Below are 15463 nucleotides of genomic sequence, written 5' to 3' on the forward strand. Positions count from 1 at the left end.
ACTCAAATACTTAAGCCCGCCACCGGCATGGTGAATTCAGGGCAGTCTACCCGCAGGTCTCCCGCTTTCAGGAAAGCTTTAACCAGGTTGCAATAGTGCAATTTGCCTTTCTTTTCATAGAACCGGCAGTTGAGGCACATCCGCTGCGGGGTAATTACCAGGTTGCGGTTCAGGTCTTGTATCATGTTCAGCAGCTGCTCCAGCAGGCCCGCCTGCTTCTCGGCCGTTATAGTATTAACGGAGTGCTGAATGGGGTTGGCAAAATCTTCTATTTTACGGGCAATCAGCTTTCCCTCCCTGGTAAGAATGAGGGTGTGGCTGCGGCTGTCTTTAATATCTTCTTTCCGCTTCAAAAATCCTTTTGATTCTACAGACTTGATGGCATCACTGATGGTAGCCTTGGTCATGTTGAAATGCGAGGCCAGGTGCGTAACGGTCTTAAACCTGTCAGGATAATGCAGCAGGTAAGTGAGTATCTGCACCTGTATAGGGCTGATACCATGTTGTTTGGCCTCCTGCCAGAGCAACACGCGAAATGCTTCTGACAGCCTTTCCAGTGCCGCTACCACTTTGCTTGAGGTATTGCTTGCCTGGTGTTCAGGGTTAAAGGTGGATTCCTTTGCCATGTTTAATTTTATGTAACGGGTTGCTGCGGTGCCCGAAAAGATCCTAAAAATACGAAAATTCAGTAGTGTTCGAATAGCACGTTCATGTTGTTTGAAAAACCGCCTTTAAAACGATGTAAATCAAACAAAATTGTGCCTGGTTGATGTCGATGGTGCAAACGGCCATAACAAAGATAAGCCTGTTGTATGAAATGGCCCGGAGAGCTGTAAAATTTCACTGCCGCTTTTTTGCAGCGGCTTAGCCTGCATATTGATGCACAATACGGTACAGGTTGAATTGCGGATGGTCCAGCAAGGCCCGTACTTCGTTGAAGAGCGCCTGTTTGTCTACCTGCTGCATGCGGCGGTGTTGTATGAGCTGATAGGCTTTTTCTGCCAGCAGCAGGGCTTTTCTTTCCCGGTTGCCATGTACCTGCGCGCGGTGCGCATCCAGCGCGGCCAGCAGCTCAGGAATGCCCTCTGCGGTGGTGGCTACGGTTTTGATCACCGGTGTTTCCCAGTCTGCCGTGCGTTTGGTGTGGGCCAGCAGGCGCAGGTTCTTTACAAACTCGTTTGCGTCAGGACGGTCCGCCTTGTTCACCGCAAAAATATTGGCAATCTCCATCAGTCCCGCTTTCATGGTCTGTATCTCGTCTCCTGCCTCCGGAACCACCACTACTACGGTGGTGTCTGCCACGCCGGCTATTTCCACTTCGCTCTGGCCTACGCCTACGGTTTCAATAAAAAGATAATCGAACCCGGCTGCTTTCACCAGGTCGCTCACCTCCAGTATTTTTGGGCTGAGCCCTCCAAGCGCCCCGCGGCTGGCCATGGAGCGGATGAACACGTTCGGGTCTGAAAAATGGGTGCTCATGCGGATGCGGTCTCCCAGCAAAGCCCCGAAATTAAAAGGGCTGGAAGGGTCAACCGCTATGATGGCCACTTTTTTTCCCTCCGCCGTCAATGCCGTGATGAGCGCATTTACCAGCGTGCTTTTACCCGCGCCGGGAGGACCGGTAATGCCCACCACCTGCGTATGTGCGCCTGGCGGCAAGGCCTCCAGCAAAGCGGTGTAGCCCGGTGCTTCGTTTTCCACCAGCGAGATGCAGCGCGCCAGCGCCCGTACATCGCCCTCCCCTAAACGAGTGAGTAATTGCTGATACATAAAACAAATGTATCAATGATTTTCCACATCTTTGCAGCCATGAAAGTGTCCGGATTTACTTTTGTTCGCAACGCCGTAAAGTACGATTACCCCGTGGTGGAAGCCATCCGCTCCATTTTGCCGCTGTGTGACGAAGTGGTGGTAAGCGTAGGAGATTCGGACGATGGTACGCTGGAACTGATCAGGTCAATCGGCTCACCTAAGCTGCGCATTGTACATTCCACCTGGGACGATTCCCTGAAAGAAGGCGGCCGCATACTGGCCGTTGAAACAGACAAGGCGTTTGACCACGTGAGCGAAGACAGTACCTGGGCGTTTTATATACAGGGAGATGAAGTAGTGCATGAAGATGATTACCCCGCCATTCGCGCGGCCATGGAGCGCTACAAGGATGATCTGCGGGTAGAAGGCCTGCTGTTCAATTACCGCCACTTTTACGGCAGCTATGACTACCTGGGAGATTCCCGTACCTGGTACAACAAGGAAGTACGTATTATCCGCAACAATAAACAGATCCGCTCCTACCGCGATGCGCAGGGCTTCCGCCTGAACGGGGAGAAGCTGCATGTAAAACCGGTAGCGGCCTGGATGCATCACTACGGCTGGGTGAAGCACCCGAAAGAGCAGGCGCAGAAACTGAAAAACTCTATTTCCCTCTATTTTGGAAAAGACGAAGAAAAAGCTATTGAGCGCCATGGCCTCAAAGATGCATTTGACTATTCCGGCATTGACTCACTGCGGCGGTTTACCGGTAAGCACCCTGCGGTTATGCAGGAGCGTATTGCCCGGAAGAACTGGCAGTTCGAATACGATGTGAGCAGGAAGAATTTCAAAGGCCTGAAGCGCAGGGTGCTGTACTGGATAGAACAGAAAACCGGCAAGCGCCTGTTTGACTACAGGAATTATAAACTATTGAAATAGACTGATCCACCATATGTCTTCCAGAAATTTGCTGATCATGCCCTTCGGCAACCAGTCTCCGTTAAGCGGATGGATAACGGATGCCGCCAACCGGCATTTTGAAGTACTGCTCCTGTACTATCATCCGCAGATCACACAACCGGAACTGCTGCAGCCGTCCGCAGCTTTTCGCGTAAGCCACCTGAAAGATTTCAAGTGGTGGATGATCAAAGACCTGTTTGACCAGCAGCCGGAATTACTGAATGGCTATGACCGTTTCTTTTTTCCTGATGATGATATTGTGATGGACAAGGAAAAGATCAACTGCCTGTTCTATTTCTTTGAGAAGGCTGATGTGGAACTGGCCCAGCCCGCTCTCACCCGTAATTCTTTCAAAAGCTGGAAAGCCTTGCTGCAAAAACGTTTATCGGGCATCCGGTATATGAACACGGTGGAGCTGATGTGCCCTATGATGACCAGTGAAGCCATCAGGCAATTGCTGCACACTTTCAAGCTGACGCGCTCCGGTTATGGCATAGACCTGTTGTGGGGGGAAATAATACGCAAGGCCGCCGGCAATAAAAGCATTGCTGTTTTTGATACGCAGCCTGTTTACCACTCCAAGCCCGTGGGCAGGGGCGAGCTGTATAAAAAAGTAGAGGAGCCTGTATTTGCAGAGCGTGACAGGATATTCAACGACTACCATATCACAGACCAGCAGATCCATAGCATGGCGCTGCCCGAAAACAGCTGGTGGCAACAGTGGAAAAGCTACCGGCGGTACCGGCAATACGCTGCCAATTGTAAAGCTTAGTGAGCAATGTGGCGGGAGAGCCCTTCTTCTACGAACGTTCTTCTTTCAAGCCGGGTCTGGGCCAGCAGACGGTCATTTTCCGCTTCCCGGCCCCGGGAGGCTTCCCGGTGGTGAATGTGGTACATGATGCCGCCGCCTTTGAGGAAACGTTTACGAACGCCGGCATTTACCAGGCGGATGGCCAGTTCGCTGTCTTCCCTTCCCCAGCCGGTGAACACTTCATTATAACCGTTTACTTTTTCCAGGTCGGTCTTCCAGAAGGCCATATTACAGCCCTTCACATCAAAGGGATCTTTTTTATAACGGTGGGCCAGAAAACCTGATATCCACGGCATGTGCAGGCTGTTGAAAAAGTTTTTGCTGTTCTTGCGCAGCAGGGTGGCGTTGATGTTTTTGGTGGTCAACACTTCTTTAGACAGGGCTTCTCCCATCAGTACACGGCTGCCGGTAGCAAAACAGCCTGGCCGTGCAAAGCGGATATGGTCTTCCACAAACTGCGGGTGCAATATCACGTCTCCGTCTATCTGAACAATATAAGGCTGCGTGGCCGCCAGTATGGCCTTGTTGCGGATGCCGGCCAGGCGGAAGCCCTCATCTGCCTGCCAGATGTGTTTCAGCGGTACGGGAAACCGTTGCTGGTAAGACAGGATCAGATCACGGGTGGCCGTGCCGGAGCCATCGTCTGCTACCAGCACTTCTGCCGGCAGTACCGTTTGCCCGAGCACGCTCAGCAGGCAAACCTCCAGGGCGGCCGGCCAGTTGTAGGTAGATATGCTGAGAGATACCTGCATGTGTCCTTAATTCGGAATATTAAAATAATCAAAAAAATAATTCGCCGGCTTGAGGTTGAGCAAAGTTTCGCGGTTGCGCTCCAGCTCATCATACCCCATGTTCCGGATCTGCTCCGGGGAATAGGAGAGTTTGTTCTCCGGTTTCCCTTTGGTAACAATGCCCAGCCCTTCGTCGCAATCCAGCACAAATACATTGATATCATCCCGGATGCTGCGCAGATGAACAATTGATTTCCACACGTCCCCGTTCCATTTGCCAATGAATTTTGCCGCCTTCCATTCTTCAAAAGTGGCTGCATGCTGCCGGGTTACGGGGTTGCAGTCATGCATCACGATCACGCCGCCCTCTTCCAGGTACTGCAGGCAGTTCTCCACATCGCGGAGGGCATAGCCATACTCGTGCATGCCGTCTACAAGGCTTACCTGCAACGATTTTTCCGCAAACATCTTCCCGGCGTTCTCACTGAAAAAAAGGTCGCTTTCCTTTTCAAAAAAACGGCTTTCCCAGATATTGGCAGGCCGCCTGATATGCATCCAGGCCTTTTTGTACCATTTCATTTTGAAATAGGGATCTACGGCAATTTTGCGGGGCGCCCTGATAGGGAAAAAATTGTAGCCCTTGAATACTCCGATTTCCAGATAGGTATGGGCATTGATTTTCCGTATAAGCTGTTCAATAACGAACCGGCGGTTGATATCCATGTAACAGTTGTTGTAGTTGTAGTTTTTTTGGCCAGGCTGCTTAAAATTCTCGGGCAAGATATATATAAAATCTTTAGTTTAGACGTGTATTTTCATTGTATTGTTACAGGTATCATGACCAATTTCATACCCATATTTCCGCTGGGCATAGTTGTTTACCCTGGTGAGCAATTGAACCTCCACATATTTGAGCCGCGGTACAAGCAGCTGGTTTCCGAATGTATCCAGAACAACAAACCCTTTGGCATTCCCGCCGTCATTGACAAAAAAGTGAATGAATTTGGCACGCTGGTGGAAATAACGGATGTGGAGAAACGGTACGACAACGGGGAAATGGATATCAAAACGAAGGGGCTCAAGGTGTTCCGCATCCTGGAAATTATCCGGGAAGTGCCTGACAAGCTGTATGCGGGCGCAATTGTGAACTACCCTGAAAACCATCAGCGTACCAACCGCAACCTGCAGAAGCAGGTGCTTACGGCCGTGAGGGAGCTGCACCAGATATTGCAGGTCAGCAAATCTTTTCCCCGGGCAGACGAGCAGCTGCACGCCTATGACATAGCTCACCACGCGGGCCTCTCCCTGCAGGAGGAATATGAGCTGCTCCACCTCTTCCAGGAGCTGCAGCGCCTGGAATACCTGAAGCGCCACCTCAACAAAGTGATTCCCATGATGATGGAAATGGAGCGGCTGAAAGACCGCGTGAAGCTCAACGGCCACTTCAGGAATTTATCCGTGGATAATTTTTAACTTGGCGCCATGATAGGCCCGATTTTTTGCCTGGACCTGGGTAACTCCCGCCTGAAATGCGGTGTTATGCGGGATGGGGAGCTGCAGGAGGAGCTGTTTTTTTCAGCAACCACGTTACTGGAAGAAGTGCGCAATGCGCTGGAACAATTCCGGCCCTCGGCGTCCATTTTATCTTCTGTGGTAGACCACCCGCCGGAACTGGAAACCCTGCTGGCCGCACATACGTCCTTTACCAGGCTGCACCATACCACCCCGCTGCCCATTAGCCTGGCCTATGAAAAGCCGGAAACACTGGGGGTAGACCGTATTGCCCTGGCCGCGGGGGCCTGGCGCCAGTTTCCCGGCCGGCACAGCCTCATCATAGGCACCGGTTCCGCCATTACGTACAATTTTTTGCATAAGTCCGGCCAGTTCATGGGCGGAGGCATCAGCCCTGGTATAGACATGCGTTTCAGGGCGTTGCATACTTTTACGGACAAGCTGCCCCTGGTGGAGCCCTCCTCCCAATACGCTTTTATAGGCTACAACACCCGCCAGAGCATACTGAGCGGCGTACAGGAAGGCGCGTTGGCGGAAGTGGAAGGCATGATAGCGGCGTATACCCGCCGCTACAGGAACTTTAACGTGCTTTTAACAGGGGGGAATTTGGTTTTTTTTGCTTCCCGCCTTAAAAATAAGATATTTGCAAGCCCATATTTAATGTATAAAGGTTTAAACTCAATTGCAGAACTCAATGTATTGGACAAAAGCTAGCTTCTTTTGCCTGTTAGGCGTTATTGTGCTATCGGCAAAAAATGCTGCAGCCCAGGATAATTCTCCGTACTCTCGCTTTGGTTTAGGCGAGCTTTCGCGTTCCGAAAATGCTGTTAACCTGGGTATGGGAGGGGTTGCCCAAGCCTATTCAGACGCTCAGTCCATCAACTTTCTGAACCCGGCCAGCTATTCCAACCTGCAACTGGTTACATTCGATGTGGGCCTCAATGGCGGCGTACGCCGGCTGGCAGGGACGGATATCAGCTCCCGCGCCGGTTTTGGCACATTAAGCTACCTGCAGCTGGGCATGCCTTTGGGCAAAAAATGGGGCCTGAACATCGGTTTGCGCCCCATGACAAAGGTGGGCTACAACATTGCGGAATCTGAAGAAAAAATTTATTTCGATACGCTGAAAGTGCCCGTGGTACACCAGTATGAGGGCAGCGGCGGTACCTACCAGGCCTACGTGGGCACCGGTATCGGTTTTGGCGGCTTCAGCATAGGCGCCAACATCGGTTACCTTTTCGGCAACGTTCAGCACAGCACTAAAGAGCTGTACCCCACCACCTCCAGCATTCTGCCCAGCAAACACAGCCGCCGTATCAGCTACAGCAGCTTCTTTTACTCCGTAGGCCTGCAGCAGTCCATCAGCCTGGGCAAAGACCTTGAGCTGTCACTGGGCGTAAGCGGCAGCCTTGAGCAAAAGCTCAACGCCCGCCGGGAAAGAATGCGTGAAACACTGTATTACGACCCTTCTTCCGCTGAATATGACACGCAAGACACGGTGCTGTACGAAAGAGGCACCAACGGTGATATTGTTTACCCGCAAACCATAGGCGCAGGCATCATGCTCACCAAAACCGATAAGTTCAGCTTCGGAGCAGACTTTACCACCTCCAAGTACAGCAACTTCCGCAGCTTTGGAGATCCTGACTCTACCCAGGATAGCTGGAGGGTGAGCGTAGGCGGCCAGTTTGTGCCCAATGCAAGCTCCTTTACCGGGTACTGGAACAAAGTGGCCTACCGCCTGGGCGGCTTCTTCGGGAAAGATTACGTGAAAGTAGGCAGCAAGGATATGAACATCATGGGTTTCTCCATTGGCGCCGGTTTCCCCGTAAGAAGGATCATGCCGGCTATGAACCAGTTTACCATGATCAATGCAGCATTTGAAGTAGGCCAGCGCGGAGATATCAACCTCGTGAAAGAAACCTACTACCGGCTCACCCTGGGCTTCACCCTCAGTGACCGCTGGTTTATCAAGAGCAAATACGACTAATATCTTGAAACAACTCCTCACATACCTGGCCGTAGCGCTGGTTTGCTGCAGTTGTGAAAACGACATGAGCGCCGTGCGCCGCTTTGATAAAGACAAACTGGGTGTTGAGCAGGCGTATAACGTGGAAGCCATTATGAGCCAAACGGCCCATGTAAAAGGCATCCTCACCTCTCCTTACATGGAAAGGCATACTACCCAGCCCCCCTATACGGAGTTTCCCCGCGGCCTCAAGGTGGTGTTCTATTCGGATTCCCTCACTATTTCAAGCATACTCACCGCCAATTACGGCAAGTTCCTGGACGGTGAAAAGGATATCTACCTGCGTGACAGCGTGGTGTTCGTAAGCCTCAAAGACCCGGCAAACATCAAACGGCTGGATTGTAAAGACCTGCGCTGGGACGCCAAAAAATCCATGTTCACCACAGACAAGTACTGCCGCGTTTCCACCCCTTATGATACGCTGTACGGAACAGGCCTTGATGCCAACCAGGACTTCTCCTGGTCTGAGTTTCACGTAGCGCATGGCTCCTTCATGGCGCCAGACAGCAGCTTTGTAGAATAATCACTAACGTACTTATATAAACGCAGCAAGCCGGTCATATGACCGGCTTGTGCGCTTTAACCTATTTTTTAACCTAAAATTTCCTGTCCTGTAGGTTCAACAACCATGCCAAAGTATTATTTTCCAGGGCTTCCAATTGGGAGAATGAATATTTACTTTTGGTTCCTCACTTTCAAATCAAACACATCATGGAATACAGAAGACTTGGTAAATCAGGCCTGCAGCTCAGTGTGCTGTCTTTCGGCAGTTGGGTCACTTTTCACAAGCAGATAGACGATTCTCTCTCTGACCGCCTCATGGGCCTGGCTTACGATAGCGGTATCAATTTTTTTGACAACGCGGAAATATACGCCCTGGGCGAGTCTGAAAAGATGATGGGGCGGATACTGAAAAAGAAGAACTGGGACAGGACCTCCTATACCCTTTCCAGCAAAGCCTATTTTGGCTGGCGGGGAGATCAGAACAAGCCCAACCAGACGGGTCTCAGCCGCAAGCATCTCGTAGAGGCCTGCCATGAGGCCCTGCAGCGGATGGGGGTAGATTACCTGGACCTGTTTTTCTGCCACCGGCCAGACAAGCACGTGCCTATGGAAGAAGTGGTATGGACAATGAACATTCTTATCCAGCAGGGGAAGATCCTGTATTGGGGCACTTCCGAATGGAGCCCGGCGGAAATTATGGAAGCCCATATGATTGCCCGCCAATATAACCTTATTGGCCCCGTGGTAGAGCAGCCGGAGTACAACCTCTTCCGCCGTGAAAAAATGGAGCATGAATACCTGGACGTTTTCCGCACCGTGGGGCTCGGCACCACCATTTTCAGTCCCCTGGCGTCTGGCCTGCTTACGGGCAAGTATAACAAAGGCATTCCCGAGGGTTCCCGCCTGGGGCTGGAGGGCTTTGAGTGGCTGAAAAACCGCAATCTGCTGGAAGAAAACGTAGCCCGCGTAGTAAAGCTGCAGGCTGTTGCGGAGCAGCTGAATACCAGCCTGGCCACCCTGGCGGTAGCCTGGTGCATCCGTAACCCGAATGTGACCACCGCCATTCTCGGAGCCACCAAAGAAGAGCAGCTGAAGGAAAACCTGAAGGCGCTGGAAGTATACCCCCTGCTGACAGACGCCATATTGCAGGATATTGACGCCATCATGCAAACGAAGCCAAAGGCCCGTACGCACTGACCGCTGGCCTGCTGGTTAAATGGCTGTTAACAGTACGATTTTCAAGACGTTTACGAGATAAAACCTGTCTTTGACGAAAACACCGTTACAGATGTGCGGCACCTGCCTATCTTTGTATTGGTTTTTCATAGGATATGGTTAAAAATATTGAGGGCGGTATTCTTACCGCCCTAATTTTTTCCCCGTTGCCCCGCATTTCCCCTCAAAACTTGCTAATTTCCCTTTATTAAACATTTATAGCATGGAAACCATTACATGGAATGACTTTGAGAAGGTCCGCATTCATGCCGGCACTATTGTGGCGGCAAAAGTGTTTGAAAAGGCCCGTAACCCTGCTTACCAGCTGGAAGTGGATTTTGGCCCGGAAATAGGTACTAAGCGCTCCTCTGCCCAAATCACTAAACTATACAACCCTGAAGAACTGGTGGGCCGCCAGGTGGTAGCCGTAATCAACTTTCCCGTGAAACAAATTGCCAATTTCTTTTCGGAATGCCTGGTGCTGGGCGTAGTGGGGGACGAGCAGGAAATAGTGCTGTTACAGCCCGAAAGGCCAGTTAAAAACGGCCATAGGATTGCATAGTATTAAAATGAATAATTTAAATATTTCCTATATACAACTGCAAAATAGGTGATTTTGGCGCTTCACGAACAATTTTAGCGCGTTCACGGAAATCGGCTTGCGTGGGAGGAGAACCACCTTATCTTTGACTTAGGTTTTTCATAGGATATGGTTAAAATTATTACAAAGGCGGTATTCTTACCGCCTTTTTTAATTTGTACCTCCTCCGCAGACGCCCGCTACACTGCTATCTGCACGTATCTGAACAATTATCATATTTCTTGTTGCAACATGTTTTCCGGGCCTCATAATACAGACTGGAAGCGGCCGTGAAGTTATCTTGAAGGGCCTTTTAGGGTGGTAAAACAGCCATGTAACGAATCGTTTAAAGCAGTTTTCGCTACGTTAACCAGAAAAAATATAGCGTTCACTAGTTTGGGGATTAAGGTTACTTCTAAATTATTGAAATTTGTACTAGGTTTTTCAATAAAGATATGGTTAAAATTTTTCGGGGCTGTATTCTTGCAGCCCTGTTTTTTTGCCCCTAAGTCATTAAAAAAGGTCACTCCCGCGGGAGTGACCTTTTTCTTTTGGTATTGCCTGTTGTTTTAGTTGGAGCCTTTGAACGCGGCCGGCAAAGGTTTGCGCAGCAGGTTCTCGTATACGAACCGGTAGGTTTCGTTCCGCAGGTGTGTTGCTTTGGCGCCGCCCCAGCCGTGGCGCTCGCCGGGGTAAAGCATCAGCTCAAAGTGTTTGCCCAGGTCCTGGAACTTGTTTACCAGCTGTATGGAGTTCTGGAGATGCACATTGTCGTCCATGGTGCCGTGTACAATACGCAGCAGGCCCTTGTATTTGGCCGCATGGGTCAGTACGGAGGTGATCTTGTACCCTTCCGGGTTATCTTGCGGGGTGTCCATAAACCGCTCTGTGTAGTGGCTGTCATACAGGCTCCAGTCTGTTACGGCAAAGTTGGCCATACCATAGGGGAACACGTCTGCGCCGTAGGTAAGGGCCATGCAAGACATATACCCTCCAAAGCTGCCGCCGGTGATGCACACTCTTTCGGCATCCACGCCGGGCTGGCTGGTCAGCCAGCGGGTGGCGTCCATATAATCTTCTATTTCGTATTTGCCCAGCTGGCGGTGAATGTAGTTCATGCCCGTTTTTCCCAGGTGGCCGGCAGCACGGTTATCTATAGCTACCTGTATGAGGCCTTCCTGTGCGTACCACTGTGCCGGCAGCAGGTTAGGCTTCCAGGTATCATATACCGTACCCGCATCCGGCCCGCCGTAAATACTGATGAGCACGGGGTATTTTTTGCCCGGCTCCATATTCAGCGGCCAGATGATGGTGAGCGGCAGCTCAAGCCCGTCCCGCGTTTTGTAGGTCTTTAATTCGGTAGCGGCCAGCTTGTAGGTGTCAAAAGCGGCGCCTTTTGCATTGCCCAGTTCCCGCACTACTTTGCCTTTTTCGTTCACCAGGGCCATACGCGGGGGAGTGCGCAGGTTGCTGTAGGTGGTAATAAAATGGTCGCCTCCCGGCGCCAGCTTCACGTCATGAGAAAATTCCCCGAAGGTGAGGCGTTGCGGCTCGCCGCCGTTGATGCTGATCTTGTAAAGATCGTACCGGGTGGTGGCCTCTTTGCGCGCCGTGAAATAAACGGTTTGTTTCTGCTGGTTGATCTCCAGTACGGCCTTCACGCGCCAGTTGCCGGCAGTGAGCTGCTTTTTCAGGCTTCCGTCCATGTTGTGCAGGTAGAGGTGGTCCCAGCCGGACTTATCGCTTTTTACAATGAAACCCTTGTTGTTGTCAAGGAAGTAGATATCCGTGAACCAGTCTATCCAGGTTTTCTGTGTTTCGTTATAAATAGGCTTTTTAGCGCCGGTGGCGGCGTTGATGGCGTAAATGATGAGGTTGTTCTGGTCACGCGGCATCCATTGCGCCCAAAGGGCACTGCCGTCTGGCGTCCAGAAGGGCTGGCCGAAATACTGGTCGTCTTTCTCGTTAAAGTCCGCCCAGGTAATATTGCCGCCTGCCACGGGCACTATGCCCAGCTTCACTTCCGGGTTGGTATCTCCGGCCTTGGGGTAGCGGGTATTTTCGAGAAAGCCGTGCTGGCCTACTTCACTGTAAATGGGAAATACCGGCACTTTGGAGTCATCAAAGCGCATAAAGGCCAGCCGGCGGCTGTCAGGGCTCCACCAGAAAGCGCGGTAGCGGGACGCGCGGCCCAGGATTTCTTCGTAATACACCCAGGAAGCCCAGCCGTTGTAAATTACGTCAGAGCCGTCTGTAGTATACCTGATCTCTTTTTTAGTAGCCACTTCTATTGCATACAGGTCGTTATTGCGGGTAAAGGCCACATATTTTTCGTCTGGGGAGAGGGTGGGGTTCTTCTCCATAGCACTGTCGCTTGTAAGACGTATTTCCGCGCCTCCGTTGGGCTCCTGTACATACACGTCATTGTTCTTTATGCTCACCGTTCTGCCGGTGGCCGGGGGCGGCGTGTAGGGAGTTGTGTTGCCTGTTTTTACATCTACCGCAAGCGCATTACCGGCACGGGTTTCAATATAGTGCCCTTTATCTGCCCATCCGCGCACTATGGGCAAAGGCTCCGTAATGCTCACCGGGCGGGTAAAAACCTGGTCAAAGGTCAGTTCCTTCTTTTCCTGGGAAAAAGCCGGCAGGGCCACCAGCAGGTATATGCCCGCCAGCCAGGTTGGCATTGGTCTGTACATACTTCTCATAATTTTTACAGGTTGATTGCAGATTAGCGGTGACGAAAATAAAGATCAAATATCAAATATAGCAATGAAATATACCGGCGGTACCGGCTACAGGCAGAAACCGGCCGGTTATGGCGCCAAAGCCGCAAGGCAGCAACTCATGTTACTGCAGCAGGAAAAATCAGCTTACTTTAGAACTGGTTTTTCATAGGATATGGTCGAAAATCAAACAGGGCAGTAATTCAGTTACTGCCTTGTTTGTGAACAGGCCTGATGTTGGCAATGATAATAGCCCCGCAAAGCAGTCCCAGATCTTTCAGAATACTCACCGGCGCCATCATGTTCCCTTTCATCATGCTGGGTATATGTATGGCAAAAATGAACACCAGTAACATAACTGCCAGCAGGTAGCCGGCCAGTTTGGCCTGTATGTTGAAAATAATGGCTGCTGCTGCCAGCAGCATGGCCACGCCCGTCAGGTAAATCCAGAACACACCGCCCGCCAGGGGCACCATGCCCATCATTTCTTTTGCATTAACAAGATGATTGATGCCGAAACAGGCCCATATGAGCGCATAGAGCACTACCGCAGCCTGGGTAGGAATGTTGAATCTCATGGGAAGCTTTTCGTTTATTAACAGGAAAGGATGGGAAGGGTTCAATGGGGCTGTTTCTCCGGAACCGGCCGGGAAAGTTCCCGAGTTGCTGTTCACCTGGGCCTGCTGGTAAAGGCGAATGGGGCCGGTCCGGCAATGCCGTTTTTCGCCCAAAACACTATCATAGGGTATTCTTGAGATTATTTTAGGGTTATGCTAGGGTTTTAGCCAACAAATTACCCAGGAAAACCCTAAGATAACCCTAAGATGACCCCAGGATGATGATTAGCCTGGTCAGCGAACAACCCCCAAAAAAAGGCCGGCCATTTTGTGGCCGGCCTTTTAATTTAAAAGTATGGTGTTTACGCTTCACCCCCGGTCTTTTCCGGGCGCATCTGCGGGAAAAACAACACGTCCTGTATGGATGGCTGGTTGGTCATCAGCATGGTCAGCCGGTCTATACCGATGCCGATGCCTGATGTTGGCGGCATGCCGTATTCGAGTGCGCGCAGGAAGTCATAGTCTATATACATGGCCTCATCATCCCCCCGTTCCATCAGTTGCACCTGCTCTTCAAAGCGCTGGCGCTGATCAATAGGATCATTCAGCTCGGAGTACGCGTTGGCAATTTCCTTCCCGTTCACGATCAGTTCAAAGCGCTCTACCAGTCCTGCTTTGCTGCGGTGTTTCTTGGTAAGGGGGCTCATTTCAACCGGGTAATCTATAATGAAAGTGGGCTGTACGTAATGGTGCTCGCATTTTTCCCCGAAAATCTCATCTATCAGCTTACCCTTGCCGGCGCTGGGTTCTACGGGTATGCCGAGTTGTTTGCACACGTCGCGCAGCTGCGCTTCGTCCATGCCGGTAATATCTACGCCGGTATGTTCTTTAATGGCATCATACATGGATACGCGGCGGTAAGGAGCTTTGAAGCTGATCACCTGCTCCCCGGCCTGCACGTCTGTGCTGCCATTTACGTTGACAGCCACCTTTTCCAGCAGGGCTTCCGTGGTGCGCATCATCCAGTCATAGTCCTTATAGGCGGCATACATTTCCATTACCGTAAACTCAGGGTTGTGCGTACGGTCCATGCCCTCATTGCGGAAGTCTTTGGCAAACTCGTATACGCCTTCAAACCCGCCAACTACCAGCCTTTTCAGGTACAGCTCGTTGGCAATGCGCAGGTACAGCGGCATGTCAAGCGCATTGTGATGGGTAATGAACGGGCGGGCGGTTGCGCCGCCGGGTATGGCCTGCAGAATGGGGGTTTCCACCTCCAGGTAGCCCATTTCGTTATAAAAATCGCGGATGGTCTGCATGAGGCGGGTCCGTTTCTTGAACACCTCCTTCACGTCCGGGTTGATCACCAGGTCTGCATACCGCTGGCGGTATTTGAACTCGGGGTCTGTTACCGCGTCAAAGGTTTCTCCTTCCTTTTCTTTCACCACAGGCAAGGGGCGCAGCGCTTTTGCCAGCACGGTCAGCTCCTTCACGTGTACGGAGGTTTCGCCGGTTTTGGTGATGAATACATAGCCTTTCACGCCTATGAAATCGCCAATGTCCGTGAGTTTTTTCCAAACGGTATCGTACAGGGATTTATCTTCACCGGGACAAATATCGTCCCGCTTGATGTACAGCTGGATGCGGCCCTTGCTGTCTTGCAGCACGGCAAAGTTGGCCTTGCCCATGTCTCGCGTTTGCATGATGCGGCCGGCCAGGCATACGTTCTGGTATTGCTCTTTGGTTTCTTCCGAGTAGCCGGCCTTGATGTCCGCAGAATATGCGTTCACGGGATATTCCGGCGCCGGGTACGGGTCTACGCCCAGTTTTTGCAGCTCCTGCAGTTTTTCCCGGCGGATGATCTCCTGTTCGGAGAGTTGCTGTTGGGTATTTACGCTCATTTGTGTTTATCATATGCAGCCGGCAGATTCAGCTCCGCCGGCCCTAAAAGGAGTGCAAAAATAACGGATTTGCGCAGATTTGTCTATACCGGTGAAAGATAGGCAGGGTGCGGCAGCATCTATATATTTAACTTTTATAATTTATTTATGACTTTACGCCAGCGATTGGTGCGGTTATTGCGTAA

Annotated in this window: 15 protein-coding genes; 8 read left to right on the top strand and 7 right to left on the bottom strand. The window is 51.2% G+C overall.

The annotated features are described in order from the left end of the window. Window positions 1-2 precede the first annotated feature (2 nt). Complete coding sequence (locus tag ABDW36_RS04755) at window positions 3-626, bottom strand: MarR family winged helix-turn-helix transcriptional regulator (protein ID WP_343700728.1); 624 nt, start codon at window positions 624-626, stop codon at window positions 3-5. A 238-nt stretch (window positions 627-864) separates the two neighbouring features. Then, a complete protein-coding gene (meaB, locus tag ABDW36_RS04760; RefSeq protein ID WP_343700729.1) occupies window positions 865-1770 on the bottom strand; it encodes a methylmalonyl Co-A mutase-associated GTPase MeaB in 906 nt (301 codons plus the stop codon). 15 nt (window positions 1771-1785) lie between these two features. Here meaB and ABDW36_RS04765 point away from each other — a divergent pair, with 15 nt between their 5' ends. Beyond that, a complete protein-coding gene (locus ABDW36_RS04765; protein ID WP_343700730.1) occupies window positions 1786-2691 on the top strand; it encodes a glycosyltransferase family 2 protein in 906 nt (301 codons plus the stop codon). A 13-nt stretch (window positions 2692-2704) separates the two neighbouring features. After that, the gene (locus ABDW36_RS04770; protein WP_343700731.1) at window positions 2705-3484 is read left to right on the top strand and encodes a DUF707 domain-containing protein; all 780 of its coding nucleotides are present in this window, start codon (window positions 2705-2707) and stop codon (window positions 3482-3484) included. On the opposite strand, the gene ABDW36_RS04775 is transcribed toward ABDW36_RS04770, so the two are convergent. Further along, on the bottom strand, window positions 3481-4275 hold the full coding sequence (locus ABDW36_RS04775; RefSeq protein ID WP_343700732.1) for a glycosyltransferase family 2 protein: 795 nt from the start codon (window positions 4273-4275) through the stop codon (window positions 3481-3483). The genes ABDW36_RS04770 and ABDW36_RS04775 overlap by 4 nt on opposite strands. Before the next feature lie 6 nt (window positions 4276-4281). Then, a complete protein-coding gene (locus ABDW36_RS04780; protein ID WP_343700733.1) occupies window positions 4282-4977 on the bottom strand; it encodes a class I SAM-dependent methyltransferase in 696 nt (231 codons plus the stop codon). 114 nt (window positions 4978-5091) lie between these two features. On the opposite strand from ABDW36_RS04780, the gene ABDW36_RS04785 reads away from it, so the two are divergent. From ABDW36_RS04785 to ABDW36_RS04810, 6 genes are all read left to right on the top strand, one after another. Next, the gene (locus tag ABDW36_RS04785; protein ID WP_343700734.1) at window positions 5092-5727 is read left to right on the top strand and encodes an LON peptidase substrate-binding domain-containing protein; all 636 of its coding nucleotides are present in this window, start codon (window positions 5092-5094) and stop codon (window positions 5725-5727) included. Window positions 5728-5736: 9 nt separating this feature from the next. Then, entirely contained in the window at window positions 5737-6480 is a 744-nt protein-coding gene (locus ABDW36_RS04790) for a type III pantothenate kinase (RefSeq protein ID WP_343700735.1), read from the top strand. Between the two features lie 124 nt (window positions 6481-6604). Further along, window positions 6605-7756 carry a hypothetical protein gene (locus tag ABDW36_RS04795; protein ID WP_343700736.1) on the top strand — a complete coding sequence of 384 codons (1152 nt, stop codon included), beginning with the start codon at window positions 6605-6607 and terminating at the stop codon, window positions 7754-7756. Window positions 7757-7760: 4 nt separating this feature from the next. After that, a complete protein-coding gene (gene lptC, locus ABDW36_RS04800; protein ID WP_343700737.1) occupies window positions 7761-8318 on the top strand; it encodes an LPS export ABC transporter periplasmic protein LptC in 558 nt (185 codons plus the stop codon). Between the two features lie 188 nt (window positions 8319-8506). After that, complete coding sequence (locus tag ABDW36_RS04805; protein ID WP_343700738.1) at window positions 8507-9496, top strand: aldo/keto reductase; 990 nt, start codon at window positions 8507-8509, stop codon at window positions 9494-9496. A gap of 241 nt (window positions 9497-9737) precedes the next feature. Then, complete coding sequence (locus ABDW36_RS04810; RefSeq protein WP_343700739.1) at window positions 9738-10076, top strand: tRNA-binding protein; 339 nt, start codon at window positions 9738-9740, stop codon at window positions 10074-10076. Window positions 10077-10663: 587 nt separating this feature from the next. Here ABDW36_RS04810 and ABDW36_RS04815 read toward each other — a convergent pair. From ABDW36_RS04815 to lysS, 3 genes are all read right to left on the bottom strand, one after another. Continuing rightward, window positions 10664-12793 (bottom strand): S9 family peptidase, encoded by a 2130-nt coding sequence (locus tag ABDW36_RS04815; protein ID WP_343700740.1) that lies wholly within the window; start codon window positions 12791-12793, stop codon window positions 10664-10666. Window positions 12794-13023: 230 nt separating this feature from the next. Continuing rightward, the gene (locus ABDW36_RS04820) at window positions 13024-13398 is read right to left on the bottom strand and encodes a hypothetical protein (RefSeq protein WP_343700741.1); all 375 of its coding nucleotides are present in this window, start codon (window positions 13396-13398) and stop codon (window positions 13024-13026) included. Window positions 13399-13739: 341 nt separating this feature from the next. Continuing rightward, the gene (gene lysS / locus ABDW36_RS04825) at window positions 13740-15278 is read right to left on the bottom strand and encodes a lysine--tRNA ligase (RefSeq protein ID WP_343700742.1); all 1539 of its coding nucleotides are present in this window, start codon (window positions 15276-15278) and stop codon (window positions 13740-13742) included. Window positions 15279-15463: the final 185 nt, after the last annotated feature.

It is taken from the genome of Chitinophaga sp., assembly GCF_039596455.1.
In the GTDB taxonomy this organism is placed as follows: domain Bacteria; phylum Bacteroidota; class Bacteroidia; order Chitinophagales; family Chitinophagaceae; genus Chitinophaga.

Bases quoted from the DNA above. Each gene is read 5' to 3' on its own strand.
- ABDW36_RS04775 (WP_343700732.1), bottom strand. From the start codon at position 4,275: ATGCAGGTATCTCTCAGCATATCTACCTACAACTGGCCGGCCGCCCTG.
- ABDW36_RS04810 (WP_343700739.1), top strand. From the start codon at position 9,738: ATGGAAACCATTACATGGAATGACTTTGAGAAGGTCCGCATTCATGCC.
- ABDW36_RS04815 (WP_343700740.1), bottom strand. From the start codon at position 12,793: ATGTACAGACCAATGCCAACCTGGCTGGCGGGCATATACCTGCTGGTG.
- meaB (WP_343700729.1), bottom strand. From the start codon at position 1,770: ATGTATCAGCAATTACTCACTCGTTTAGGGGAGGGCGATGTACGGGCG.
- ABDW36_RS04780 (WP_343700733.1), bottom strand. From the start codon at position 4,977: ATGGATATCAACCGCCGGTTCGTTATTGAACAGCTTATACGGAAAATC.
- ABDW36_RS04755 (WP_343700728.1), bottom strand. From the start codon at position 626: ATGGCAAAGGAATCCACCTTTAACCCTGAACACCAGGCAAGCAATACC.
- ABDW36_RS04790 (WP_343700735.1), top strand. From the start codon at position 5,737: ATGATAGGCCCGATTTTTTGCCTGGACCTGGGTAACTCCCGCCTGAAA.
- ABDW36_RS04795 (WP_343700736.1), top strand. From the start codon at position 6,605: ATGGGAGGGGTTGCCCAAGCCTATTCAGACGCTCAGTCCATCAACTTT.
- ABDW36_RS04765 (WP_343700730.1), top strand. From the start codon at position 1,786: ATGATTTTCCACATCTTTGCAGCCATGAAAGTGTCCGGATTTACTTTT.
- lysS (WP_343700742.1), bottom strand. From the start codon at position 15,278: ATGAGCGTAAATACCCAACAGCAACTCTCCGAACAGGAGATCATCCGC.
- ABDW36_RS04770 (WP_343700731.1), top strand. From the start codon at position 2,705: ATGTCTTCCAGAAATTTGCTGATCATGCCCTTCGGCAACCAGTCTCCG.
- ABDW36_RS04820 (WP_343700741.1), bottom strand. From the start codon at position 13,398: ATGAGATTCAACATTCCTACCCAGGCTGCGGTAGTGCTCTATGCGCTC.
- ABDW36_RS04805 (WP_343700738.1), top strand. From the start codon at position 8,507: ATGGAATACAGAAGACTTGGTAAATCAGGCCTGCAGCTCAGTGTGCTG.
- ABDW36_RS04785 (WP_343700734.1), top strand. From the start codon at position 5,092: ATGACCAATTTCATACCCATATTTCCGCTGGGCATAGTTGTTTACCCT.